Origin of the sequence: Paenarthrobacter sp. NPDC056912 (assembly GCF_042786555.1) — a bacterium.
GTDB lineage: Bacteria > Actinomycetota > Actinomycetes > Actinomycetales > Micrococcaceae > Arthrobacter.
Window position 1 is genome coordinate 20,856 of sequence record NZ_JBHUCD010000025.1, and the last position, 23,260, is coordinate 44,115.

24 protein-coding genes are annotated in these 23,260 nt (G+C 64.0%); 14 read left to right on the forward strand and 10 right to left on the reverse strand.

Annotated elements, in window-relative coordinates; translation table 11 throughout:
• Nucleotides 1-9: 9 nt before the first annotated feature.
• The 9 genes from ACFRJ9_RS21175 to bioB form a co-directional block, all read right to left on the reverse strand.
• Nucleotides 10-1,338: an MFS transporter gene (locus tag ACFRJ9_RS21175; RefSeq protein ID WP_377672149.1), complete on the reverse strand. Its 1,329-nt coding sequence runs from the start codon at nt 1,336-1,338 to the stop codon at nt 10-12.
• 164 nt (nt 1,339-1,502) lie between these two features.
• Nucleotides 1,503-2,102 carry a helix-turn-helix domain-containing protein gene (locus tag ACFRJ9_RS21180; RefSeq protein ID WP_377672152.1) on the reverse strand — a complete coding sequence of 200 codons (600 nt, stop codon included), beginning with the start codon at nt 2,100-2,102 and terminating at the stop codon, nt 1,503-1,505.
• 90 nt (nt 2,103-2,192) lie between these two features.
• Nucleotides 2,193-2,573, reverse strand: a complete 381-nt coding sequence (locus ACFRJ9_RS21185; RefSeq protein ID WP_377672154.1) for an Hpt domain-containing protein — start codon at nt 2,571-2,573, stop codon at nt 2,193-2,195.
• Nucleotides 2,574-2,909: 336 nt separating this feature from the next.
• Nucleotides 2,910-3,392, reverse strand: coding sequence for a very short patch repair endonuclease (locus ACFRJ9_RS21190; RefSeq protein WP_377672156.1), 483 nt, complete (start codon nt 3,390-3,392; stop codon nt 2,910-2,912).
• 9 nt (nt 3,393-3,401) lie between these two features.
• Nucleotides 3,402-4,559 (reverse strand): cytochrome P450, encoded by a 1,158-nt coding sequence (locus tag ACFRJ9_RS21195; protein WP_377672159.1) that lies wholly within the window; start codon nt 4,557-4,559, stop codon nt 3,402-3,404.
• The gene (gene bioD, locus ACFRJ9_RS21200; protein ID WP_377672161.1) at nt 4,556-5,239 is read right to left on the reverse strand and encodes a dethiobiotin synthase; all 684 of its coding nucleotides are present in this window, start codon (nt 5,237-5,239) and stop codon (nt 4,556-4,558) included. Before bioD ends, ACFRJ9_RS21195 begins: the two co-directional genes overlap by 4 nt.
• Entirely contained in the window at nt 5,236-6,393 is a 1,158-nt protein-coding gene (locus ACFRJ9_RS21205) for an 8-amino-7-oxononanoate synthase (protein ID WP_377672261.1), read from the reverse strand. The genes bioD and ACFRJ9_RS21205 overlap by 4 nt, the downstream gene beginning before the upstream one ends.
• Nucleotides 6,394-6,401: 8 nt before the next feature.
• A complete protein-coding gene (locus tag ACFRJ9_RS21210) occupies nt 6,402-7,736 on the reverse strand; it encodes an adenosylmethionine--8-amino-7-oxononanoate transaminase (RefSeq protein WP_377672163.1) in 1,335 nt (444 codons plus the stop codon).
• A 193-nt stretch (nt 7,737-7,929) separates the two neighbouring features.
• Nucleotides 7,930-8,964 (reverse strand): biotin synthase BioB, encoded by a 1,035-nt coding sequence (gene bioB / locus ACFRJ9_RS21215; RefSeq protein ID WP_377672166.1) that lies wholly within the window; start codon nt 8,962-8,964, stop codon nt 7,930-7,932.
• A gap of 195 nt (nt 8,965-9,159) precedes the next feature.
• Here bioB and ACFRJ9_RS21220 point away from each other — a divergent pair, with 195 nt between their 5' ends.
• Nucleotides 9,160-10,887, forward strand: a complete 1,728-nt coding sequence (locus ACFRJ9_RS21220) for a purine-cytosine permease family protein (protein ID WP_377672168.1) — start codon at nt 9,160-9,162, stop codon at nt 10,885-10,887.
• Nucleotides 10,888-10,961: 74 nt separating this feature from the next.
• Here ACFRJ9_RS21220 and ACFRJ9_RS21225 read toward each other — a convergent pair whose 3' ends face one another.
• Nucleotides 10,962-11,147, reverse strand: a complete 186-nt coding sequence (locus ACFRJ9_RS21225; protein ID WP_018777112.1) for a CsbD family protein — start codon at nt 11,145-11,147, stop codon at nt 10,962-10,964.
• Between the two features lie 186 nt (nt 11,148-11,333).
• On the opposite strand from ACFRJ9_RS21225, the gene ACFRJ9_RS21230 reads away from it, so the two are divergent.
• From ACFRJ9_RS21230 to ACFRJ9_RS21290, 13 genes are all read left to right on the forward strand, one after another.
• The gene (locus ACFRJ9_RS21230; RefSeq protein ID WP_377672264.1) at nt 11,334-11,756 is read left to right on the forward strand and encodes a hypothetical protein; all 423 of its coding nucleotides are present in this window, start codon (nt 11,334-11,336) and stop codon (nt 11,754-11,756) included.
• Nucleotides 11,757-11,879: 123 nt separating this feature from the next.
• Nucleotides 11,880-12,311, forward strand: a complete 432-nt coding sequence (locus ACFRJ9_RS21235; protein WP_377672170.1) for a hypothetical protein — start codon at nt 11,880-11,882, stop codon at nt 12,309-12,311.
• A 27-nt stretch (nt 12,312-12,338) separates the two neighbouring features.
• Nucleotides 12,339-12,962: an SIS domain-containing protein gene (locus ACFRJ9_RS21240; RefSeq protein ID WP_377672173.1), complete on the forward strand. Its 624-nt coding sequence runs from the start codon at nt 12,339-12,341 to the stop codon at nt 12,960-12,962.
• Nucleotides 12,963-13,068: 106 nt separating this feature from the next.
• Nucleotides 13,069-13,737: an SRPBCC domain-containing protein gene (locus ACFRJ9_RS21245; RefSeq protein WP_377672175.1), complete on the forward strand. Its 669-nt coding sequence runs from the start codon at nt 13,069-13,071 to the stop codon at nt 13,735-13,737.
• 79 nt (nt 13,738-13,816) lie between these two features.
• Nucleotides 13,817-14,887 (forward strand): alkene reductase, encoded by a 1,071-nt coding sequence (locus ACFRJ9_RS21250; RefSeq protein ID WP_377672177.1) that lies wholly within the window; start codon nt 13,817-13,819, stop codon nt 14,885-14,887.
• Nucleotides 14,888-15,001: 114 nt separating this feature from the next.
• Nucleotides 15,002-15,700: a GntR family transcriptional regulator gene (locus ACFRJ9_RS21255; protein ID WP_377672179.1), complete on the forward strand. Its 699-nt coding sequence runs from the start codon at nt 15,002-15,004 to the stop codon at nt 15,698-15,700.
• Nucleotides 15,701-15,974: 274 nt separating this feature from the next.
• Entirely contained in the window at nt 15,975-16,976 is a 1,002-nt protein-coding gene (locus ACFRJ9_RS21260) for a sugar phosphate isomerase/epimerase family protein (protein WP_377672182.1), read from the forward strand.
• Nucleotides 16,977-16,979: 3 nt separating this feature from the next.
• Nucleotides 16,980-18,728, forward strand: coding sequence for a dihydroxyacetone kinase family protein (locus ACFRJ9_RS21265; protein ID WP_377672184.1), 1,749 nt, complete (start codon nt 16,980-16,982; stop codon nt 18,726-18,728).
• A gap of 2 nt (nt 18,729-18,730) precedes the next feature.
• Complete coding sequence (locus ACFRJ9_RS21270; protein WP_377672186.1) at nt 18,731-19,213, forward strand: ribose-5-phosphate isomerase; 483 nt, start codon at nt 18,731-18,733, stop codon at nt 19,211-19,213.
• Nucleotides 19,214-19,215: 2 nt separating this feature from the next.
• A complete protein-coding gene (locus tag ACFRJ9_RS21275; protein WP_377672188.1) occupies nt 19,216-20,196 on the forward strand; it encodes a 3-hydroxyacyl-CoA dehydrogenase family protein in 981 nt (326 codons plus the stop codon).
• Nucleotides 20,197-20,215: 19 nt separating this feature from the next.
• On the forward strand, nt 20,216-20,980 hold the full coding sequence (locus ACFRJ9_RS21280; protein ID WP_377672191.1) for an SDR family NAD(P)-dependent oxidoreductase: 765 nt from the start codon (nt 20,216-20,218) through the stop codon (nt 20,978-20,980).
• Nucleotides 20,981-21,123: 143 nt separating this feature from the next.
• A complete protein-coding gene (locus ACFRJ9_RS21285) occupies nt 21,124-22,473 on the forward strand; it encodes an MFS transporter (RefSeq protein WP_377672193.1) in 1,350 nt (449 codons plus the stop codon).
• 39 nt (nt 22,474-22,512) lie between these two features.
• Nucleotides 22,513-23,256, forward strand: a complete 744-nt coding sequence (locus tag ACFRJ9_RS21290) for a triose-phosphate isomerase family protein (protein ID WP_377672267.1) — start codon at nt 22,513-22,515, stop codon at nt 23,254-23,256.
• Nucleotides 23,257-23,260 lie beyond the last annotated feature (4 nt).

A 23,260-nucleotide genomic window follows, 5' to 3' on the forward strand; every position in this document is an offset into this window, starting at 1 on the left:
TGGGAGTCCTTACTTTCCGACGAAGATGCCGTTGGAGCGGCGTGCGGCGAGGTAGAAAACGATGCTGAGGATAGAGAGGGCGGCCACGTAGACCGGGAAGACCCAGCTGATGTTCAGGGATTGGAACCACACCAGCAGGTAGGAGGCGGTGCCGCCGAAGAGGGCGACGCCGATGCCGTAGCCAAGGGCCACACCGGTACCGCGGATGTTCTTGGGCATGAGGGACGAGCTGACCACGTTGTAGAGGGTCATGTTCAGGACCAGGACAATGGAGCCGCCCAACAGGACTGCGGCGAATCCGCCGATGCCTGGCTGGACGTACATCAGCATGAGGAACACTGACGGGATGGCGAGGATGCGGGTGACCAGGAACCACTTGGACATTGCCTTGCCGTCGGCCAGTTTGCCGATGATCCAGCTGCCGACCACCAGGATGACGCCCAGGATGGTGGTGAGGGCGAAGACGGCGGTGGGATCTTCCTTGAACCCGCTGCGTGCTGCACTGGGGAGGCCAACGTTCCAGGCGTAGTTGTAGGCCTGTGCGGCACCCACCACGAAGATGATGGCCAGGACGGAGAGCCAGTGCTTGCGCACTCCGGACCACACAGCCCGGGGAGTGTTGGTGGCCATTTCCTCGGCCTTGAGGGTTTCCGGCAATGAGCGGCGCAGGTACAACACCACGAAGCCGAAGAGGGCACCGATGATGAACGGCACGCGCCAGCCCCAGTCCGCCATTGCTGCGCCGCCGAGGACCAGGCTGCACAGGAAGCTGACGAGCGAGGCCAGCAGGATACCGATGTTCACGTAGAAGGACATGATGCCTGCCACGTAGCCTTCGCGGCCTTCCGGCGCGAGTTCCACGGCGTGCGAGGTGGAGAGCGGAGCTTCGATGCCGGTGGAGATTCCCTGCAGGACGCGGCACACAAGCAGGATGATGCCTGCCGCGGGGCCGATCGTTTCGTAGCTTGGCGTGATGGCAATGACGAGGGTTGTGCCGGCCATCAGCATGATGGAGAGCAGCATGACCCGTCGGCGGCCGACGCGGTCGGCCAGGGTTCCCAGGAGGATGCCGCCTAGCGGACGGAAGGCGAAACCTACGGCGAACACAGCCAAAGCGTTCAGCGTTGCTGAGAGGGGATCGGTGTTGGGGAAGAAGTTCGGTCCGATGAAGGCGGACAGGAGGCCGAAGACCATCCAGTCGTACCATTCCAGGGCGTTGCCGAGGCCGAGGCCAAGGAGGCCTTTTCGGACTTCGGGAGTGAACTTTGCGTTCTTTTGGGGCGATGCTTGGCTTTTGGGTGACGGGACTACGCTGTCCGTCGTTTGTGTGTCGAGCATGGAAGTGTCCTTACGCTGACGCCCCGGAGGGCGTGGGAGGGTATGACGCAGCAACGCCTGTTTCAGGAGGCGTTTGATGCGAAAGTGGCAAGGAGTGTCGGCGGCCACGGTTTCGTGTCCGGACAGTTAAGGGAAAACGCTGGCGCCGGTTGGTGGCGGCAGGGTTACCACGCGTGTGGTGCGTTGACCCAGATGGCTACGCATACCTCTTCGTAGCTGTTTTTGTACCAGTGGGGGATCTCTGAGGAGTAGGTGATGGAGTCGCCCTCTTCGAGGCTGTAGCAGACGCCATTGAGGTAGACGTCTTTACGGCCGGAGATGATGTAGCAGAACTCTTCACCGCTGTGGGTAAAAGGGGTGTCGCTGGTGTCGTGCCCTGGGGGCGTGCTGATCCACTGCGCTTCGATGCTTCCGTCGCGGTTGGGAGTCAACAGTTCGTGGACTGCTTCGCCCACGGACTCGCGGGTGACGTTCTTTAGATTGCGTCGATCGGATCTGCGGACCACGGGGGACTTGGATTCATCCTGGCCGATGAAGAATCTTCCTACCGGGATGTCCAAGCCGTGGGCCAGCTGGGCCAAGGTGGTGAAGGAAGGGTTGGCCATGCCGCGTTCGATCTGGCTGACGATCGCCTGGCTGAGGCCTGTGATGTCCGAGAGCTGGGAGAGGGTCATGCCCTTTGCCTTGCGCATGGTGCGCACCTTGTTTCCCACAGTTGCCAGCAGTTCACTGGTGGCTGGGGGAGCAGGAGTCTCGGTGGTCATTGCCGCATCCTTCGTTGGTGAGCTAACTCACACAACTATAGTGAAGATCTTTAGCGAGTCAATGTTTTTTCTTCATTAAGGTGAAGAAATTTACGAAAGTGGTGTTTCGAGAGCGCAGATAGTGCCGAACACGAACTGGTCGATGGCGCTGACCTGGGGGCGAAGCTCGTCCAGGTGATCTCCATTGGGCAGGAGCCGGATGCTGATTTCCAGCTCGGTGGCCAAACGGTCCATGCAGACTGCCCCCACCATCTGGCTGGAGGTCTTCAGGCTCAACACCGCGTCCATGGCGTCTTCGAGGTCCAGGTTTTCCAAGGCACGATGCAGGCGGGAAACCCGCCACGGCAGCAGGGCTACATAGTTGCGGACGAATGCGCTGATGATGGCGTGGTCCCCACCAAGCTCGGCCTGAAGTTCGGTGAGGACGGTGTGATCCACCAGGGAGTCTGTGCACTCGTCATACTCGGACACCAAACCCCTCCCGCCTCGAAACAATAGATTCACGATTCAACATTAGGACCCCTTGAACGGCCCAAGTGCCATATAGGGAAAGCTTGATCCAATCTTGAGCGGACTCAGAGGGAGTCTTGATCGGCGACCCCGAAAGTTGTGATGAGCAGCTGAAACAACGCGGATCCGGGGGGACTCCAACGTGGAAAAAGGAACGGGAAACAGCATGAATAGTGGTGCGCGCCCGTCACCGGGACTTATGGTCGTCATCGTCGTATGCCTGACGGTCTTGTTGGGCATCGGTGGCACATCGGCGTACGCACTGTGGGACCAAAGCACCCGTGGATCCGGTGTGGATCACTCTGTTGAGTCGGCGCCGTCCAAGACCACGTCTCCATAGCCGGGCCACCCTCCCTCCAGAAACGTTGTGAGCCGGCCTTCCAGCTGTAACCGGTCCTTGAGTTCGCACTCCCACACCGTCAGCACTGTCCAGCCGGAAGTCCGCAGTTGCTCGCGCTGCCGGGCATCGCGTTCCCGGGTGCGTGCCCTTTTGGCCGCCCAGAACTCCGCATTAGCCGCAGGAGCATGCCGGCCCGCTGGACAGTCATGGCTATGCCAGAAGCAGCCATTGACGAAGATGACCTTGTGACGGCCCGCGAACACCAGATCCGGGTGCCCCGGGAGTTTGGTCCCGCCCCACTGCCCATGCAAGCGGTACCTGTACCCCTTGGCGTGCAGGAGCCTGCGGACCAACATCTCGGGTTTGGTGTTCTTGCCGCGGATCTTGGACATATTGCGGCTGCGCTGCTCCGGCGTGAGGAGATCCCGGCTCTCGCCCATGAAACCAGCCTACGCCCGCCGTCCCACGGTGACTGTCCGGGGCGCTTGGAAGGACAACAGCCGGAGCCAGTCCGGGTTGGAGTCCAGCAGCCGGACACCCTTCAGCGCCGCTGCCGTTTCATGAACAAGGACGACGGCCTCCAGCTCGGCGAGTTTGGCGCCAAGGCAGCGGTGGATCCCGGAGCCGAACGCCAAGCCGTAGGGTGTGGGGCCCTGGCCATCCCTTCCAGCAGGATCGGTGTTGCCGCCGTCCGCCCACGGGAATCCGTGGTTGCCCGTCAATTCCAGCAGGATCTCTTCCCCCGCAAGGACTGGCCGCCCGTGCAGCTCGGTATCGCGCAGGGCCATGCGGCGCCAGGTCGGCACGGAAGACTCCGTTGCCAACACGTGGCGGACCAGGTCCCGGGCTTTGGTGGCCGACGATCCTTCGCTCCAGGAGATGCCCCGCGAGCCTTCGGCCAAGCGGAACAGCGTGGTGCTGATGAGCTGAGTGGTGGTTTCCTGACCGGCGATCAGCAGGAAGTACCCCAACGAACAGATCTCCGGAGTCCGCACGCCGTGCTGTGCCAGAGCCTTGAACAGGTTTGCCTCCGGTGATGCCACGGAGTCCAGCACCAGTTCGCGCAGCCATCTGTAAAAGTCGGCTGCGCTATGGGCTAACTCCAGTTGCCGATCGGCATCCGGCCATCCCCAGAACAGCTCCAACGAATCCAGGCTCCACGACTTCAGCTGCGGCAGGTCGCGGACCGGCAGGCCGAGAAGCTCCAGCATGACAATTGCCGGGGGATTAGCGGCCACGGCCTGCACCAGGTCCACGGTTCCTCGGGCCTGGACCATGAGTTCCGCGCTCGCCGCCGCCTCGCGGGCCAGCCCCCGGATCCGAGGTTCCATGGCCGCGACCTTTGCGGGCGTGAAGAATCCGGCAACCACCTTCCGGATTCCGGCATGGGTTTCGCTGTCATTGCTGGCAAGCACAGCCGGCAGCGCGAATCGGGCCTTCTGCAGCACTCGCAAGGACTGGGCGCTCAACGGCGTCACAGCAAGGAGGGCATTGGTCGGACTGAACTCCTGGGGACGGTGAAGGACCTCACGGACGGCGTCAGGATCGCGCAGCACTGTGTAGGAACCCTGCCCGGTGTACGGGCACGTTGCGGCAGCCGCGCTCATGCGGGCAGCCCCGCAAGCCACACGTGGGCTTGCGTGCGGAAGGCCGCTGGCCCTAGCCCGGACGCATGGGCCGGAACAGCGCCCACCCAAGGAACAGGCCAGCCGGCCATGGTTGAACGGTTGCTGAGTTCCACCGACCCCGGAGCCGCCGGCCAGCTTCCCAGCACCACCCCAACCACCGGCACCGCGCGCCGCTTCAACGCTTCCAGGGTCAGCGCAGTGTGATTCAACGTCCCCAGCGACGGTCTTGCCACCACGGTGAAAGCAGCGGCATTGCCAAGGTGGGCACCGAGATCAGCCAGGGTACCGCCGTCGTGGTCCAACTCCACCAGCAGGCCACCGGCGCCTTCCACCAGGACGTGATCATGGGTGGCGGACAGTTCACGGATCCGCTCCGCGTGGGTCGCTACCGGCGGCAGCTGAACCGCGTCCAGCTCCGCGGCGGGCACAGGCGCCATGGGCTCTTCGAGGACGACGCCGGGCTCGGCCGTGAGCGGTCCGGCCAACCTCACCACTTCGGCGCAGTCCGAATCGCCCTGGGCGTTGCCGGACTGGCACGGCTTATAGACGGCCACGGTGCGGCCGCGACCGTGCAGCGTTGCGGCGAGCGCCGCCGTCGTGATGGTCTTGCCGACGCCGGTATCGGTACCGGTCACCAGGACTATGGGAGGCAGGTTCATGGTGTTCTCTCCAGGATGCGGCGCAGCGTTGCGCAGGCTTGCTCGATGTCGGTTGCGGTGAGGGTGGCGCGTGCTGTCAGGCGGAGGCGGGACACACCGTCCGGGACTGACGGTGGGCGGAAACAGCCGACGCGGACGCCGGCAGCAAAGGCCGCCTGGCTCGCGGCGAGGGCGGCCGGAGCGGTTGGCAGGGGGATGGATTGGACTGCACCGGCGGAGCGTTCGACGGCGGTGCCGAGCCTTTCCAGCGTGGGCTTCAGTTCGGTGGCAATCTCTGCGGAGTTGCGGTGTACTGCCGCCGCACGCCACGGTTCGTCGCGGATGATGCCGACGGCGGCCAGCGCAGCGGCTGCGGCCGCCGGCGCGAGTGCGGTGTCGAAGATGAAACTCCGTGCACGGTTAACCAGATGCTCCCTCAGGAGGGCTGAACCAAGGACTGCTCCGCCTTGGCTGCCCAGCGCCTTGGACAGGGTGGCAGTGAGGACAACGCTGGGATGGCCGGCCAGTGCAGTGCCGGCTATGGCGCCGTGGCCTTGGTGTGTGCCCGTTCCCGCCACGCCCAGGCTGTGTGCCTCATCCACCAGCAACATGGCGTCGTGTTCCTCGGCCACCTTGAGAAGTTCGGCGAGGGGAGCCGCTTCCCCGCCCACGCTGTAGATGGATTCCACGGCGATCAGTGCCCGCGGCTGGGTTCGTTGGGCCAGTTTCGCGGCCACGTCCTCCACACTGTTGTGCCGGAATTCCGTCACTTCGGAGCGGCTGAGCCTGAAGCCGTCGATCAGCGAGGCATGGCAGTGCTCATCGGCAACGATCAACGTTCCGGGACCGCCCAAAGCCGTAACCACGCCTACGTTGGCGAGGTAACCGGAGGAGAACACCAAAGCAGCCTCCATTCCTGTGAGCCTCGCGAGTTCGTGTTCAAGCTCTACATGAAGCTCCGTGGTCCCGGTCACCAGCCGCGACGACGAAGCGCCAGTGCCCCAGCACGTGATCGCTGCACAGGCGGCCTCAGCCAGGCGCGGATCCGTAGCCAGGCCAAGGTAGTCGTTGCTGGCGAGGTCTATGACGTGCCGGGATGCTGTGCGAACCAACGGCGTCCGCACCAAGCCCCGGCGCTCGCGGACCCGGGCCTGATCTTCCAGCCAGTCCGTCATGGCCGCGCTCATCCGGCAACGGTCTGGTTGTTCGCGTGGACTGCCCCGGTTACTGCTGCCACCATTCCCGCTGCCATCACGCCAACGTCGGCCGCCGAGCTGATGTACGGGGGCATGGCGTAGACGAGGTTCCGGAACGGGCGCACCCAGACGCCATGCTCGACGGCGGCCCGCGTCACGGCGGGGACGTGCACGGCGTCCCTCAACTCGATGACGCCCACGGCGCCGATGGTGCGGACATCTGTTACGGCGTCGAGCTCCATCGCGGGAGCCAGGCCAGCTGTGAGTCCAGCGTTGATTCGGGCGACGTCCACCCGCCAGTTGCCATCGCGGAGAATGCCGAGGCTGGCGTTGGCAGCGGCGCAGGCGAGCGGGTTGGCCATGAAGGTGGGCCCATGCAGGAGGGCTCCCGCGGCTCTGTTGGACACCACCCGGGCAACCTCGCCCGTGCACAGGGTCGCCGCCAGGGTCAGGTAGCCGCCGGTGAGGGCCTTGCCGACGCACAGGATGTCCGGGACAACACCGGCTTGCCCGGCGGCAAACAGCTCGCCGGTGCGGCCAAAGCCGGTGGCGATCTCGTCGAGGATGAGGAGCAAGCCGTGGTGGTCCGCGATCTCGCGGAGGATGGTGACGCATTCAGCCGGGTAGTTGAACATGCCGCCGGCCCCTTGAAGGATGGGTTCGGCGATGATCGCGGCGAGTTCGTTGGAAGACCTTCGCGCCAGGTCTTCCACTGCGGCCCTCCACTCCTGGATGGCCTCGGCGGTGGCTGTCGCGGCTGCTGGGGGACGCGGTGCGAAGATATTGGACGCAAGCAGCCCGGGGAATGCTGAATGCATCCCGTCCACGGGATCGCACACACCCATGGCTGCGAATGTGTCCCCGTGGTAGCCGCCGCGGATGGTCAGGAAACGCTGCCGCCCGGGCCTGCCGGACGCCGTCTGGAACTGCACCGCCAGCTTGAGTGCGACTTCCACGGAGATGGAACCGGAGTCGGCCAGGAAGACGCGCTCCAGGCGTCTTTCCGGTTCAAGCGGCACCATGGCCAGCAACGTTTCTGCGAGCTCCACGGCCGGTTGGTGCGTCAGCCCGCCAAACATCACGTGGCTGAAACTGGATAGTTGGCGCTGGATGGCAGCGTCCATGACGGGATTCCGATACCCGTGGATCACTGCCCACCAAGAGGACATCGCGTCCAGCACCTCATGCACGCGGCCGTCGTGGTCGCGTAGCCGCAGCGCCACGCCGTCGGCCGCTTCAACTTCCCACAAGGGCAGCGCTCCCGAGGCCGGCGCATAGGGGTGCCATAGCGTTGCCCGGTCCCGTTCGATCAGCGACGGCATGACGCCACCACTCCGTGCCGGGAACACTCCGCCGTCCAACCCAGCGGCGTGACCTGCACTTTCATGCGCCTGCGGCACTGCGCGCAGTAGCGGGGCGGCTCCATCGCCAACTGCTGCTGGCAGCTGGGGTGAGGGTCCGACGTCGGGCTGTCACCGCCGCAGTGTCCGCAATAAGCCGCTACGGTTGCCGTGGTCACAGCGACTTCTGGAATTCCTTGATGGGCATGTTGAGCTCCACCAGGAGGTTGAGGTCGGCGTTGGCAGGCCGGCCCAGCGTCGTGAGGTAGTTCCCGACGATGACGGCGTTGATTCCGCCGAGCAGGCCTTCGCGGGTGCCGAGGTCCCCGAGGGTCAGTTCGCGGCCGCCGGCGTAACGGAGCACGGTGCGCGGCATGGCCAAACGGAACGCGGCGATGGCTCGGAGGGCGTCCTTGCCGTCCATGATTCCTTGGTTCTCCAGTGGCGTGCCGGGGCGGGGATTGAGGAAGTTCAGGGGGACCTCGTGCGGTTCAAGGGCGGCGAGCTGGGCGGCCAGTTCCGCGCGTTGCGCCAACGACTCACCCATGCCGATCAGGGCGCCGCAGCACAATTCCATGCCGGCAGCCTTGACCATGGCGCAGGTTTCCAGCCGTTCCTCGTAGCTGTGCGTGGTGACGACCTCGGGGAAGTAGCTCCGGGCCGTTTCGAGGTTGTGGTTGTAGCGGTGCACGCCCCACTCGGCCAGCTGGTCCACTTGCCGCTGCGTGAGCATGCCCAGGGAACAGGCGATGTTGATGTCCACTTCTTCGTTGATGCGGTCGATCGCGAACTTGATCTGGTTCATGAGCTTGATGTCGGGGCCACGGACAGCGGCCACGATGCAGAACTCCGTGGCACCCGTTGCGGCGGTTTCCTTGGCTGCCTTCACGAGTTCCGGGATATCCAGCCACACGCCGCGGACGGGGGAGTCGAACAGTCCCGATTGGCTGCAGAAATGGCAGTCCTCGGGACAGCCGCCGGTCTTGATGGAGATGATGCCTTCCACCTCCACGTCCTCGCCGCAGTGCTTGAGGCGGACCTCGTGGGCGAGTTGCAGGGCCGCGGGGATGGCGTCGTCGGGGAGCTCCAGAATCTCGACGAGCTGGCCCTCATCCAGGCCTTCCCCGCGTTCCAAAACTTGCTCGCGGGCAGTGTGAAGGATGGCGTAGCCAGTACTTTCCCGGGTTCCCCGGGGTGGTTGGGTGGTCATGTCCTTGACGGTATCCGTGCTGGTGACGGGCAATTTTGTGGGGTGCGCACAAACCATGGCGCTGGATTTTGGTGCTGCGTGCGCGGGGCGGCTGGTGCAGAAGTTACAGCTGTGAAACATGGACGTGACGGAATTGACGCGCTGCGTGGCTAGCGTCGTGGGCGAGGCACCCTCCCCGGACGAAAGCGACCACGCATGAGTGACGACAAGACGAGTACGGCAACATTGGAGCCGACGACGGCGGTGCGCACCGCCGTCGGAATCGGCGGCTCCGTTTCAACGGCGCAAGGCAACGCCGATGCCATGAGCGCCGCGAAGGAGAGCCTGGAGGACTACACCCTCCGGTTCGCGCCGCGCTCCTACCGGAAGTGGAGCGCGGGTGTCGTGGCGACCAGCGCCCTGGGCGGCATCGCCTACCTGGCCGACTTCTCCATTGGTGCGAACATCGGCATCGCGTACGGAACGGTGAATGCGATCTTCGGCATCATCGTCGCCGCGGTGATCATCTTCGCTACAGGATTCCCGCTGGCTTACTACGCAGCCCGGTACAACATCGACCTCGACCTCATCACCCGTGGCTCGGGTTTTGGCTACTACGGCTCCGTGGTCACCAACATCATCTTTGCCACCTTCACGTTCATCTTCTTCGCCCTTGAAGGCTCCATCATGGCGCAGGGCCTGCAGCTGGGCCTCGGCATCCCGCAGTGGATTGGTTACGCCGTATCCACCATCATCATCATTCCGCTGGTGATCTACGGGATGAAGACGCTGGCCACCTTGCAGGTGTGGACCACGCCCCTGTGGTTGCTGCTGATGGTGGTCCCGGTGGGCTACCTGCTCCTGTCCCACCCCGAGAGCATCGATGCCTTCTTCGCGTTCACCGGTGCTTCCGGCGAAGGCGGACCCAACCTGGCCTCCGTTATGCTGGCCGCCGGCGTCTGTCTGTCCCTCATGGCGCAGATCGCCGAGCAGATCGACTATCTGCGCTTCATGCCGCCCAAGACCGCCGAGAACAAGGGCGCCTGGTGGCGTGCGGTGATCCTCGCGGGGCCGGGCTGGGTCATCTTCGGTGCCATCAAGCAGATCATCGGCCTGTTCATCGCGATCTACCTCATTGCCAAGCTCGACCCCACAGCCGCTTCCTCAGCGAATGAGCCGGTCCACCAGTTCCTGGGCGTCTACGAAGAGATGATGCCGGCCTGGCTCGCCATGACGCTCGCAGTGGTCCTGGTGGTCATTTCGCAGATCAAAATCAACGTCACCAACGCCTACTCCGGCTCGCTGGCCTGGACCAACTCCTTCACCCGTATCACCAAGACCTACCCGGGCCGCATGGTGTTCGTGGTGGTCAACCTGGTGATCGCGCTGATCCTCATGGAGTCGAACATGTTCGAGTTCCTCAACACCATCCTGGGCTTCTACGCCAACTGCGCCATGGCCTGGGTAGTCACGGTGGCCTCGGACATCGCGATCAACAAGTACCTGCTGAAGATCTCGCCGAAGGTTCCTGAGTTCCGCCGCGGCATGCTCTACGCCGTGAACCCGGTGGGTTTCGTGTCTATGCTGGCCTCCGCAGGTGTCTCCATCGCAGTGTTCTTTGGAGCTTTCGGTTCCGATGTCCAGCCGTTCTCGCCGATCTTCGCCGTGGGCCTTGCCCTGGTGCTGCCGCCCGTGTTGGCTTTGGCGACCAAGGGCCGCTATTACCTGCGACGCAGCGACGACGGCATAGACCTGCCGATGTTCGACGCCGACGGGAACCCGAGCGACGCGAAGCTCCTTTGCCACGTGACGGGTCTTGAGTTCGAACGCCCGGACATGCTCCGGTCAGGTCAGGACGGGCCCGACGGCGAACCCCGGTACATCTCGTCCCTCGCCTTGTCCACGGACAAGTCGGGCGAGCTGGTGCTGCCGGCGCAGAAGTAGTCGGGACGCGCAAACGCCCCGGCCTCCGTTGATGGAGGCCGGGGCGTTTGGCTATGTGGTTGGTGCTGTGGGGCTTACTTGTCGAAGGCGTCCTTTGCGGCGTCCTTGACGTTCTCGCCGGCCTGCTTGGTCTTGGCGGCCGCTTGGTCAGCGACGCCTTCCGCCTGCAGTTTCTCGTTGTTTGTGGCGTCTCCCAAGGCTTCCTTTGCCTTGCCGGTGACTTCCTGGGCCTTGTTGCTGATCTTGTCTCCGAGTCCCATGGGCGCTCCTTCGAATTAGTCCAACACTGACAATTACTAGACTAACGAGCAATTCTGGGTACTTCCTGAGTGCTGCGATCCTTGGCTCGAAAATGAAACTAGTAAGCAATCTGAGTATTAGTTACGATATTAACGAGGGGAGAGTTGTCGGCCAGCGTTGACCGAGGAGTGATCACATTGTCCACCATGAAAAACCCGCTGGTTCCGGGAGGGGCATCGCGTCCTCAGGCGGAAGCCCTCAGGTGCCCACGCTGCCAGTCTGCGGATCATTTGGACCTGCAAACCATAGAGTCCATCGAGCCGCATTCAGGCGAGCTCCTGGTATCAGTGGCCTATACGTGCATGACCTGCGAACAGTCGTACTCGCGCACGGCAGCATTCCATGAGGTAGCCGCGGTTCTCAACCGGAACGGAAACGGGGCAGGCCTGCTGCAATTCGGGGGCGAGTACTTCCACTGCGGCGAACCCATGCGCTACTCAACATCGTCAGCCCGGAGCGTGTACGCACCCCTCTCCACGGAAGACGTGGAGGACGGCCTGCTCGATGTCTATCTGAAGACCCGGGTGCTCCAGTGCCGGTGTGGCTTCCGGATGGAGTTGCCGGCCTGAGGACCCCATTGTTGAGGACACCATTGTTCGGTAAGCCATTCTTTGGGGGCTGCCGGACGACGGATTACCAGTGTGGGTCACGAGCGGCGCCCCTAAAAGCCGCTCACCAGGGAGGTAATCCGCATGGACACGGGACAAGTGGTGCTGATCATCGTGGTGGCCGTAGTGGTCATAGCGGCCGTCATCGTGGCGGTCATGATGGGTCGACGCAAGAAGGCCGAGGTCAATCGCCTGCATGCAGCCGAGCTGCGCGAAAAGGCGGATGAGGAAGCGGTCGGGGCACACCAGGCGAAGGCCGAGGCGGCACGGGCTGAAGCTGATGCGCTGCAGGCCGAAGCCGATGCCGCCAAACTCCGTCGCGAAGCGGAGCGGCATGCGGATAGTGCCAATGAAGCCAATCAGCGCGTGGAGGAGCACCTTCGCGACGCCGACAAGCTGGACCCGGCCGCACGTCCGGCACCTGACAGTGCACATGCCGCCGAGGGCGAGTCTCTAACGCGGGACCGTTCCGGGCGCGATGCCGGTCCCACGCGTGATACTGAACGGAACGCATAGTTTTCACCACGGAAACGGAGGCAGGAAGTGAGCATCGAGGCGAAGCGGACAGGTGAAGCGGTGCCCTCTACGAAGTCGAAGGCCACCCGGCATGCAGTGGACGTTGTTCTGGGCCATCTGGGCGAAATCGGTCCGGCCGTGGCAGCCCTGCGGCGCGAGTCTTCCAGGCTCGCCGAATGGGGTGAGGAGCTGGCCCGTGTGCGGCGTCGTGGTGGCAGCGTCTTCGCCGCCGGCAGTGACGGGTCGGCCCATGAGGCCCAGAGGTTCACTGCCGAGTTGGCGGCCCACGACCCCCTGGACGGGTCCGGGTTCAAGGCGATTTCGATCAGCAAGAACGCCAGCCCTGGCGCCGGTGATGCCGGAAGCATCCACGCCCAGGTCTCAAGTCAGGTGCGCCGCGGCGACATCGTGGTCCTCCTTGCTGCCAAGGGAATCACCGAAGACCTTCGCGACGCTGCTGCCGCCGCGAAATCCGCAGGCGCCCAGGTGTGGGCCCTTACTGGCAAGGAGTCCAAGGACCTCGCCCGATCGGTGAATGAAGCGATCTGCGTCGACACCGATCCCGCCCATGCCGAGGAGGCACACCTCGTTGCGGTCCTAGCGCTCTGTGAATGCTTCGACGACGCGCTGAAGCAGGCAAAGCTGCGTTAATCCGCTCCACCTGCGCGTTGCTTTGACGGCTTAGGACCAGAATCTCTACCGCCAGTCAGTTGGGTTTCTCCCCCTGAGTGGGGGACGCCTATGCCACTGTTGTTTCGTGAAGAATCTGTTGCATGCTTTGCTGGGCATTCTCTTGGTGGCCGTCCTCCTGTTGCTGGGCGTCTTTGGCGTGATGCGGATGCGTGCCGATGACCCGAGTGGTGTCGTCGCGTTGGCCACTGGCTGCGCTGGCTTGCTGGCGTTCCTCGTTTACCTCGGACTGCCGGAAAGCGAAGCCCGGGCCCGCCGCCGACTCACGGTGAGGGAGCCACTTCCGGAACAGACATCCAGCACCACGGTTTCCGCAGAGTACCCGTATCCCCCATCCGCGGTGTGGGCTCTCATACGGCCCGCTGAGGCCGCACTGTATTTCGGTGATGGCGACGTGATTGAGGCAAGCAAGGTACCGGGCACTCCCGATGGGCCAGGCGAACAGCAACGCTTCGTCTATCGCAACGGGTTCGTCTCCGTCATCGAAGTTGTGAGCGAGATTCCAGAGCACTCTGCTGTCACCCAGCGAATAGAGCCCCCAGGCGATGCGTCATTTCGGACGACGTACCTTCTGGAGCCGACTGCTGGGGGCTGTCGGTTCACCATGGAAACGGTGGTGAAGGCCCCATTCGCCGTGAATCCAGGTCCCGTGCAAGAGTTCGGCGCATCGTTCCTCGTCAGAGTAGGGGAGGCACTGGGGACCATCGAGCCTCCTCGGGCTGACGCTGACGTGTGATCTGACACTCAACGGGAATAGTTGCAGACGCCGCCCAGTTGGGGAGGGTGAACCTGTTTCACTCTGAAAGGAACTGCGCATGCTGTTTTCCCCTCTGGCCCTCGGCGAGCTTGAACTTTCCAACCGACTGGTGATGGCACCCCTGACGCGCCTCCGCGCAGGTGACAAAGGTGTTCCGGGTTCGTTGATTGCCGAGCATTACCGCCAGCGGGCCTCCCTTGGACTGATCGTCAGCGAGGGAACCTACCCGATACCTGCGGGCCAGTCCTACCCGGGCCAGCCCGGACTCGTTACTGAGGAACAGATCGCCGGCTGGAAGAAAGTCACCGACGCCGTTCACGCCGAGGGTGGCCGCATGTTCGCGCAGGTCATGCACGGCGGCCGTGTCTCACACGCCGACATCACAGGAGGCCACGAGATCGTGGGCCCCAGCGCTGTCGCCATTGAAGGTGAAGTCCGCACCCCCAACGGCAAGCAGGCCTACCCGGTGCCGCGCGAACTCCGCACCGACGAACTCCCGGGTGTCATCCAGGAGATCGTCACCGCTTCCAAGAACGCCATCGAGGCGGGATTCGACGGCGTGGAACTTCACTCCGCCAACGGGTACTTGCTGCACGAATTCCTTGCCCCCAACTCGAACGTCCGCACCGACAGCTACGGCGGATCCCCGGAGAACCGCGCCCGCTTCGTGATCGAGACCGTCAACGCCGTGGTGGAAGCACTGGGCGCCAACCGCGTGGGCATCAGGATTTCCCCGGAGCACAATGTGCAGGGCATTGCTGAGACTGATCCCGCAGACGTCCGTGCAACGTACGAGGTCCTGGTGGACACCATCGCCCCGCTCAACCTGGCCTACCTGAGCATCCTGCACCACGATCCCAAGAGCACTTTGGTCCAGGATCTCCGCGAACGCTTCAACGGAACGTTCCTGGTCAACACCGGCTTCAGCGAGATCACCACGCGTGATGAGGCCTTCGCCATCATCGAAGACGGCCTTGCCGACGCCGTGGTGGTTGGCCGCCCGGCCATCGCCAACCCGGACCTGGCCCGTCGCTGGCGCGACAGCCTGCCGCTCAACGAGCCGAACGCCGCCACGTTCTACGCCGACGGCGCCGAGGGGTACACGGACTACCCGTTTTACGCGAGCTAAAACCACCCAACTGACTCGCATTAGTGGTTGTTCTGAGCCCTGAAAACAACCACTAATGCGAGCTACTTGGAATGTGACCCGGTCAGGTGCCCGCGTTCCTATAGGATTTGTGGCATGGCTGATCCTTCCCCGTCCGCTGGCCGTGCTGGCTTCCCCGTCAGCCGCCAAGTACTGGCCGACCACGTCTACGAAGCCCTCTTGGAATGGCTCATGGACGGCAGGCTGGAACCCGGAGCGGCAGTGAGCATCGACGGGATGGCTCGCGAACTCGACGTTTCGCCCACGCCGGTGCGGGAAGCGTTGGCCAGGCTGGAGCACACAGGTATGGTCCGGCGCGTGGCGCTTAAGGGGTACCGGGTGGCCCCCGTTTTCACCCGCGAAGACTTCGCCGAGCTCATGGAGGCCCGGCTGTCCATCGAGCCGGTCAATGCTCGATTGGCCTGCACACGTATGACGCCCGACGGCTTGGATGCACTGAAGCAAGCCGTCGAAGACCTGACCACCGCTCCGCGTGGAGGGACGTTTGCCGAGTATCGCAGCTACCTCGAAGCAGACGAACGCTTCCATCAACTCATCGCCGCACAGGCCAACAACCAGTTCCTTCTGGCGGCCTACAACACCCTCGGCGGCCAGATCCAGCGGTTCCGGCTTTTCGGGGGAGTGGGCATTACTGACGCGGAGCAAGCCATCGCTGAGCACCAGGCCGTGCTTGACGCCATGACCAGTGGCGACCCGGAGAAGGCCGCCCAAATGATGACCGACCACGTGGAGAACGTCCGCGGGCGGGCCATGGCGGACGCTCCGGAGGACTAAGCCTCCACTCGGGTGTTCGGGGCGCCAGTTCGGCATGGTGGCGCACCCTTTTGCGCCGGGTGCGCCCGTGGTTACGGGTGCGCTCGGCGGGAAGTGGTGCGCCGCGCACCGGCACCCACCCACGCACTCCAGCACCCGCCCACGCACACAGGTGACCCCCTTCACAGACATATGTAAGACATATAGGATCTAGGAAGTTTCACGAAAAGGGTTGACAGCTCTCGATTGATCGTAAATCCTATAGGAAACAGGATTCCACGAAGGAGTGATCATCATGGCGTACACCGCCGAGAATTGGCCCATCACCGCGGCCCTCCTGCAGTTCCCCGGCACCGACGCTGCGGGGCAGCACGTCAACGACGCCGATGCTTCCGTTTGGGAGTCAGTCCTCCAGGAGGTGAAGGAGGCAGGTTTCGCCAACGCGGACCTGACCGACAGCTGGGTTCGTCCCGGTGACCTCAGCAAGGAACGCCTCGCCGAGTTCAAGCAGACGGCGGACCAGGTAGGCATCGGTGTACCGGTGATCTCCGCCATTCGCCGCAGCGTCATCCACGCCACCGACTGGGCCGACAACCTGGCCTACAGCCACCGCACCATCGACGCCGCCGCGGAGCTCGGCTGCGAAGTGGTGTCGTTCGGACTCCATCAGGCCATCACCCCGGAGCAGCAGAAGCAACTGTGGTTCTGGACCGTAGAGGGCTACAAGGATCCGGTGGGGGACAAGGAAGTGTGGGGCAACGCCGTCTCCCGTATCCGTGAACTCGGCAAGCACGCGGCAGAGGCAGGCATCCTGCTCTCCCTGGAAATGTACGAGGACACGTACCTCGGCACCGCCGACTCCTCCGTTCAGCTGGTCCAGGACATCGGCTTGGACAACGTGGGCCTTAACCCTGACCTCGGCAACCTCATCCGCCTCCACCGGCCCATCGAGGACTGGCGCGAGATGGTGGCCAAGACGCTGCCGTACTCCAACTACTGGCACATGAAGAACTACATCCGCGACGAAGACGTGGCCCGCGACAGCTACATCACCATGCCGGCCCCGATGGAAAGCGGACTGATCAACTACCGCGAGGCCTTCAAGCTCGCGCTGTCCGTGGGCTTCCAGGGCATCCTCTGCACCGAGCACTACGGCGGCGACGGATTGAGCGTCACGGCCAGCAACCAGGACTACCTCCGCAGGCACGTCCTTCCGAAGACGGACGGCTATGCACACGGACAGAGCCAGGTTGCGCAGGGACGCCAGCAGCCCGCGACCGAATTCGCAGGAGTCTAGGAAGTGACCCAGATCTTCGACAACCCGGCAGACTTTGCCGATGAAGCCCTGGACGGTTTCGTGGCCGCCAATCGCGGCTACGTGGCACGCGTCGATGGTGGCGTGGTCCGATCCACCGAAGTCCCCAAGGGGCAAGTCGCGCTGGTGGTTGGCGGCGGTTCGGGACACTACCCGGCCTTCGCCGGGCTGGTAGGCCCAGGCCTTGCAACGGGTTCGGCGTGCGGCAACATGTTCGCCTCTCCGGCGGCCGGCCAGGTCTACCGTGTAGCCAAGGCGGCCAACGCCGGTGGCGGTGTCCTGCTCAGCTACGGCAACTACGCAGGCGACGTCCTGCATTTCGGGCAGGCACAGCTCCGGCTCAACGCAGAAGGCATTGAAACCCGCACTGTCACCGTCACGGACGACATCGCCAGCGCTCCGATCGAGCAGCTCGAGAAACGCCGCGGCATCGCGGGGGACCTCACCGTTTTCAAGATCGCCGGTTCAGCCGCCGAAGCGGGACTGGACCTTGACGACGTCGAGCGTTTGGCCATCAAGACCAACTACCGGACGCGTTCGCTCGGTGTGGCCTTTGACGGGTGCACGCTCCCTGGTGCCGCTGACCCGCTGTTCCACGTACCGGCCGGACAGATGTCGCTGGGTCTGGGAATCCATGGCGAGCCGGGCATCTCCGAGCACCCGATGCCCACCGCCTCCGAGCTGGCCGAACTCCTTGTTTCAAAGCTCCTCAACGACAAGCCCGATGACGCCGGGGACCGCGTGGTCGCCATCGTCAACGGCCTGGGCACTGTGAAATACGACGAACTCTTTCTGCTGTTCGGCAAGGTCGAGAAGCTGCTCACGGCCGCCGGGCTCACTGTTGTTGAGCCCGAGTGCGGTGAGCTGGTGACCAGCCTGGACATGTCCGGACTGTCGCTGACCTTGCTGTGGTTGGACGAGGAGCTTGAGCAATATTGGGCTGCCCCAGCTGACACGCCTGCTTTCCGCAAGGGCAGCATGGCGCCCCGCGCACCTCGCGCCGAGGCAGCAATCGACGACGCCGAAACAGCCGACGTCGAACTTCCCACCCCCGCTGCCGCTGAACTCGGGCGGCAGGCCGTGGCGATTCTCGCCCAGGTGCGGGACGTCGTCGTCGAACATGTTGAGGAGCTCGGCAGGCTGGATGCGATCGCCGGCGATGGCGACCACGGTATCGGCATGCGCCGCGGCGTCGATGCTGCTGCGGCGGCCGGCGAGGCTGCGAGCGGTTCTTCGGTGGCGCGCGTCCTGACGACAGCCGGCGAGGCCTGGAGCGAGCGGGCCGGCGGGACGTCCGGAGCCCTATGGGGTTCGGCAGTCATCGCGGCCGGGCAGTCGCTCGGAAACCGCGAAACGTACGCGTCGGAGGACGCAGCCGCCGCGGTGAAGGCCTTCGTCCGGGCCATCACGGAACTGGGCAAGGCCGAGCCCGGGGACAAGACCATGGTTGACGCGCTCCTGCCATTCCGGGACGCGTTCCTGGCCGAGCTCGACGGCGGTGCGCCAGTTGACCGGGCCCTGGCAGTTGCTGCTGCGGCCGCCGAGTCCGCTGCCGCCGGAACCGCCGGACTCAGGCCGCTCAGGGGCCGGGCGCGTCCCCTCGCGGAAAAAAGCCTTGGCCATGCCGATCCCGGTGCAGTCTCCTTTGGACTGATCACCGCCAGGATTTCGCACTTCATCGACGCACAACTGGCCACCGCTTCTTCAGCGGCACCGGCCGGAAACGGAGCTTGAACATGAGCAACACCCAAGGCTGGCGCATTATCGTCGGCAACGACGAAGCCGGCGTTGAATACAAGCAGGCACTCGTGGCCTTGCTGGAAGCGGATCCGCGCGTGGCGTCCGTAACCGACGTGGGGGTTGGCCCCAACGACTCCACTGCCTACCCGCACGTCGCCGTCGACGCCGCCCGGAAGGTGGCCGAGGGCGAAGCCGACCGGGCACTCCTGATCTGCGGAACCGGACTTGGTGTGGCCATCGCAGCCAACAAGGTCCCCGGCATCCGCGCCGTCACAGCCCACGACAGCTACTCCGTGGAGCGGTCCGTCCTCAGCAACAACGCCCAGGTCCTCACGCTCGGTCAGCGGGTGATTGGCTTGGAACTGGCCAAGAAGCTCGTTGGCGAGTGGCTCGACCACCGCTTCGATGAAACCTCATCTTCCGCCGCCAAGGTGGACGCCATCTGCTCGTACGAGCCCGATTACACGAAGGCAGTCTGATCATGACCAATCCCGAAGCAACTGAAGGCACCCAAGCCCGGAAGATCGCCGTCGTAGGCTCCGGCTACATGGGCGGCGGCATCGCACAGGTGCTGGCGCTCGGCGGCGCACGTGTTGCGCTTGCGGACGTGTCCGCCGAAGTGGCGCAGAAGAACTACGACCGCCTGCTGGAGGAATCGGACCAGTTCATCGCGGACGGCCTGTTCCCCGAAGGCGCCACGGAGATCTTGAAGCAGAACCTGTGGGCCGCCAAGGACATTGAGGAAGCCGTTTCGGATGCGGACTTCATCGAGGAATGCGTTCCCGAGGTATTGGAGATCAAGCACCAGACCCTCGCCCGGATCAGCGCCGCGGCCCGCCCGGAGGCCGTGATTGGTTCCAACACCTCCACCATTTCCATCTCGTCCCTTGCCGAAGCCGTGACCAACCCGGAGCGGTTCCTGGGCGTGCACTTCTCCAATCCGTCGCCGTTCATTCCCGGCGTCGAGGTCATCCCGCACGCCGGCACCTCCGCGGCAACGGTTGCAGCCTCCCGCGAGCTGGTCCATGCGGCCGGCAAGCAGACCGCCGTCGTCAAGGATGTCACCGGTTTCGTGCTCAACCGCCTGCAGTACGCGCTGTTCCACGAAGCCGCGCAGCTGGTGGAGCAGGGCATCGCAACTGCGGACGACGTCGACACCCTGGTGCGTACGACGTTCGGCTTCCGCTTGCCGTTCTTTGGTCCGTTCGCCATTGCGGACATGGCCGGTTTGGACGTTTACAACTTCTGCTACAAGTCGCTGCAGACGGGCTTCCCGGAACGCTTCGCGACGCCGAAGATCCTGTCGGACCTCGTGGAAGCAGGCAAGCTCGGCACCAAGACCGGCGCCGGCTTCCTCAACGTCCCCGCCGAGCGCACGCCCGAACTCATCGCCTACCGCAACAAGGCCTACGTCGCCATGCAGAAGCTCATTGAAGAGCTCGGCCCGGCCCCCATCAACTGATTCTTTACAGGAGAAACACATGACTTTCCCCGCTGAACGCACCGCCATTGTCACTGGCGCTGTTTCTGAACGCGGCATCGGCCGCGCCACCGTCAACTACCTGGCCGCCCAAGGCTGGAACATCGGCATCATCGACCTCGACGACGCCGCCTGCAAGGCCGCAGCCAAGGAAATCGCCGCAGAATATGGTGTCCAGGCCCACGGCGTTGGCGCGAACGTTGCCAGCGAAGCCGAGGTCCGTGCCGCGGTCGATGAACTCGAAGCCGAACTGCCGCAGATCGTAGCCCTGGCGAACGTTGCAGGCGTCAGCTCACCCGTCGGCTACCTCGAACTCGAACCCGCTGAGTGGGACCGCGTGCTGAACATCAACCTCAACGGCGTCCACTACGCCACCCGTCGTGTGGCCGAGTCCATGGTGAAGAACCGGATCGGCCGCATCGTGAACATCTCCTCGGTCTCCGCGCAGCGCGGCGGCGGCACCTTCTCCAAGACCCCGTACTCCGTAGCCAAGGCGGGCGTTATCGGCCTGACCCGCGCAACGGCCCGGGAGCTCGGCGAATACGACATCACGGTCAACGCCATCTCACCTGGCCCCATCGACACCGACATCATGGGTGGCACGTTGAGCCAGGAACGCAAGGACGAACTCACCAAGGACCTCGTGGTGAACCGTGTGGGCTCTACCCGTGACATCGCCGCCGCTATCGCCTTCCTCATCAGCGAGGACTCCGGGTACATCTCCGGCCAGACGCTGAATGTGGACGGCGGACTGTACATGCACTAGGCCGTCATGCAGACCTGGACACGAGAACGCAAGATCTACCTTGTCGTGGGCGTTTTGGCCTGCGCAGTGGGCCTGGTGCTCATCTTCTTCCCGCGCTGATCGCGCCGCATTAGTCATTTCCTGTTGCTCAAAGAGGAGTTTCAATGTCTGTTGCCACCAATTCCACCCAGGAGTTGCTGGATACGCCGGTTCTCAAGTCGGCAATCTCCAAAGCTTCACGGCGGCTCATGCCTATGTTGGTCATCCTGTACGTGGTGGCCTTCCTTGACCGCACCAACGTCGGCTTCGCCGAAGCGGCGCTCGAGGTAGACAGAGGCATCACCGCCGGTGCCTACGCGCTTGGCGCCGGCATCTTCTTCATCGGTTACGCACTGTTCGAAATCCCCAGCAATCTGCTGCTGACCAAGTTCGGCGCCAAGGTCTGGCTCGCCAGGATCGCGATCACGTGGGGCATCGTGTCCGCGTGCTTCGCGTTCGTGCAAGGAGAGACGTCCTTCATCATCCTGCGGTTCCTGCTGGGTGTTACCGAGGCCGGACTGTTCCCCGGCGTCATCATGTTCCTGGCGGCCTGGTTCCCCAACAAGGTCCGCGTGAAGATGTTCGCCATCTTTTACCTGGCCCAGCCGTTCTCCCAGATGATGGGGGCACCCCTGTCAGGTTGGCTCATCAACATCGGTGATCAGGTTCCCGGCGTTGCCGGGTGGCAGGTCATGTTCTTCGTGGAAGGCATGCTGGCCGTCCTGGCCGGTGTCGCCGCCTACTTCTTCCTGATCAACAGCCCACAGGACGCAAAGTTCCTGAGCAAGGAAGAGAAGGCCGCGCTCACCAACGTCATGGCCCTGGAAGACACCGTCAAGGAAGAATCCGGCCCCCGCGGCGTTCTCGCTTCGATGCGCAACGGTCGGGTCTGGTACTTCACGGTGATCTACTTCTGCCTGCAGGTAGCGGTCTACGGAGTGACGTTCTACCTTCCGCAGCAGGTGGCGCAACTGACCGGCCAGAAGGTGGGCATCGCCGTCGGACTGATGGCCGCAATCCCGTGGTTCTTCGGCATCTTCGCGTGTTATTTCATCGGCAAGACTGCCAACACCGTTGAACGGCGTCGCCGCTGGGGGACTGCCTTGTTCATCTCCACGGGCCTGTGCATCTTCGGTTCCGCGTGGGCCGGCGCGAACCACCTGCCGGCGCTGGGCATCATCTTCATCACCTTGGCGGTGTGCAGCTTCCTGTCCACCGGTCCGATTTGCTGGTCATACCCGACGGCGTTCCTCACCGGCACGGCCGCGGCTGCAGGTATCGGCCTGATCAACTCCCTGGGCAACCTGGGCGGCTTCGTGGCGCCGATCCTGCGCACCACGGTCAACGAGGTCACGGCCTCAGACACCGGCACCATGGGCGTCTATGCGCTTGGCGTCCTGCCTTTCCTGGCCGCCGTCATGATGTTCGGTACCAGGCGCTTCAGCAACAAGGCCGACGAACTGCTGGGGAAGTAAATCGTGACGCTGCCTGCTCCTGGCGCCGGCCTGAACACTATGTTCGTGGGGGTCAGCACCAAGATGTACATGGGCTACGCGCAGTCCCTGGCGTGGCTGGAGCAGTTGGTAGCGGAAGTGGAATCCCGTCCGGCCCTCATGGCCGGGCGGGTTGTCCCGTTTGTGATCCCATCGTTTCCGGTGTTGTCCGAAGCCGCGCGGCTGGTGAACGGCACGCTCTTGAAGCTCGGCGCGCAGAACTGCGGCTGGGCCGACGGGCCGTGGACCGGCGAGGTTGCGCCTTCCATGCTCGCCGAGCTTGGCGTTGGCCTGGTGGAGATCGGTCATGCCGAGCGGCGACGCTACTTTGCCGAAGACGAAGCGATGATCGCGCTCAAAGTTCGGGCCGCCGTCGATGCTGGGCTAACGCCGCTGCTGTGTGTGGGGGAGGCCTTGGCAGGGGAGCCGGAGGCCGCCGCGGAGACGGTCTTCCTGCAGATCAAGGCGGCCGTGTCCGGTGACTGGTCCGTTGCCTCCCGCCTGGTCATTGCTTACGAGCCCGTGTGGGCGATCGGTGCCCCGGAGCCCGCGTCCGCACCGTATGTATCCCGCGTGGTGGCGGCCTTGCGTGGATCGCTGTTGCAGCACAGCCTGGCTGGCCTGCCCATCATTTACGGGGGCTCCGCGAAGCCGGGCCTGTTGCCGCAGCTGGACGGGGTTTCCGGTTTGTTCCTTGGCCGCTTTGCGCACGACGCCGCGAACTTCGGCCGGGTCCTCGACGAAGCCATCGCTGGCCGAGGTTAGCTCA

Bases quoted from the DNA above. Each gene is read 5' to 3' on its own strand.
- ACFRJ9_RS21230 (WP_377672264.1), top strand. From the start codon at position 11,334: ATGAAAAACCCGCTGGTTCCGGGAGGGGCATCGCGTCCTCAGGCGGAA.
- ACFRJ9_RS21195 (WP_377672159.1), bottom strand. From the start codon at position 4,559: ATGAGCGCGGCTGCCGCAACGTGCCCGTACACCGGGCAGGGTTCCTAC.
- ACFRJ9_RS21255 (WP_377672179.1), top strand. From the start codon at position 15,002: ATGGCTGATCCTTCCCCGTCCGCTGGCCGTGCTGGCTTCCCCGTCAGC.
- ACFRJ9_RS21180 (WP_377672152.1), bottom strand. From the start codon at position 2,102: ATGACCACCGAGACTCCTGCTCCCCCAGCCACCAGTGAACTGCTGGCA.
- ACFRJ9_RS21270 (WP_377672186.1), top strand. From the start codon at position 18,731: ATGAGCAACACCCAAGGCTGGCGCATTATCGTCGGCAACGACGAAGCC.
- ACFRJ9_RS21190 (WP_377672156.1), bottom strand. From the start codon at position 3,392: ATGGGCGAGAGCCGGGATCTCCTCACGCCGGAGCAGCGCAGCCGCAAT.
- ACFRJ9_RS21280 (WP_377672191.1), top strand. From the start codon at position 20,216: ATGACTTTCCCCGCTGAACGCACCGCCATTGTCACTGGCGCTGTTTCT.
- ACFRJ9_RS21225 (WP_018777112.1), bottom strand. From the start codon at position 11,147: ATGGGACTCGGAGACAAGATCAGCAACAAGGCCCAGGAAGTCACCGGC.
- bioD (WP_377672161.1), bottom strand. From the start codon at position 5,239: ATGAACCTGCCTCCCATAGTCCTGGTGACCGGTACCGATACCGGCGTC.
- ACFRJ9_RS21250 (WP_377672177.1), top strand. From the start codon at position 13,817: ATGCTGTTTTCCCCTCTGGCCCTCGGCGAGCTTGAACTTTCCAACCGA.
- ACFRJ9_RS21290 (WP_377672267.1), top strand. From the start codon at position 22,513: ATGTTCGTGGGGGTCAGCACCAAGATGTACATGGGCTACGCGCAGTCC.
- ACFRJ9_RS21260 (WP_377672182.1), top strand. From the start codon at position 15,975: ATGGCGTACACCGCCGAGAATTGGCCCATCACCGCGGCCCTCCTGCAG.
- bioB (WP_377672166.1), bottom strand. From the start codon at position 8,964: ATGACCACCCAACCACCCCGGGGAACCCGGGAAAGTACTGGCTACGCC.
- ACFRJ9_RS21205 (WP_377672261.1), bottom strand. From the start codon at position 6,393: ATGACGGACTGGCTGGAAGATCAGGCCCGGGTCCGCGAGCGCCGGGGC.
- ACFRJ9_RS21285 (WP_377672193.1), top strand. From the start codon at position 21,124: ATGTCTGTTGCCACCAATTCCACCCAGGAGTTGCTGGATACGCCGGTT.
- ACFRJ9_RS21175 (WP_377672149.1), bottom strand. From the start codon at position 1,338: ATGCTCGACACACAAACGACGGACAGCGTAGTCCCGTCACCCAAAAGC.
- ACFRJ9_RS21275 (WP_377672188.1), top strand. From the start codon at position 19,216: ATGACCAATCCCGAAGCAACTGAAGGCACCCAAGCCCGGAAGATCGCC.
- ACFRJ9_RS21235 (WP_377672170.1), top strand. From the start codon at position 11,880: ATGGACACGGGACAAGTGGTGCTGATCATCGTGGTGGCCGTAGTGGTC.
- ACFRJ9_RS21220 (WP_377672168.1), top strand. From the start codon at position 9,160: ATGAGTGACGACAAGACGAGTACGGCAACATTGGAGCCGACGACGGCG.
- ACFRJ9_RS21210 (WP_377672163.1), bottom strand. From the start codon at position 7,736: ATGCCGTCGCTGATCGAACGGGACCGGGCAACGCTATGGCACCCCTAT.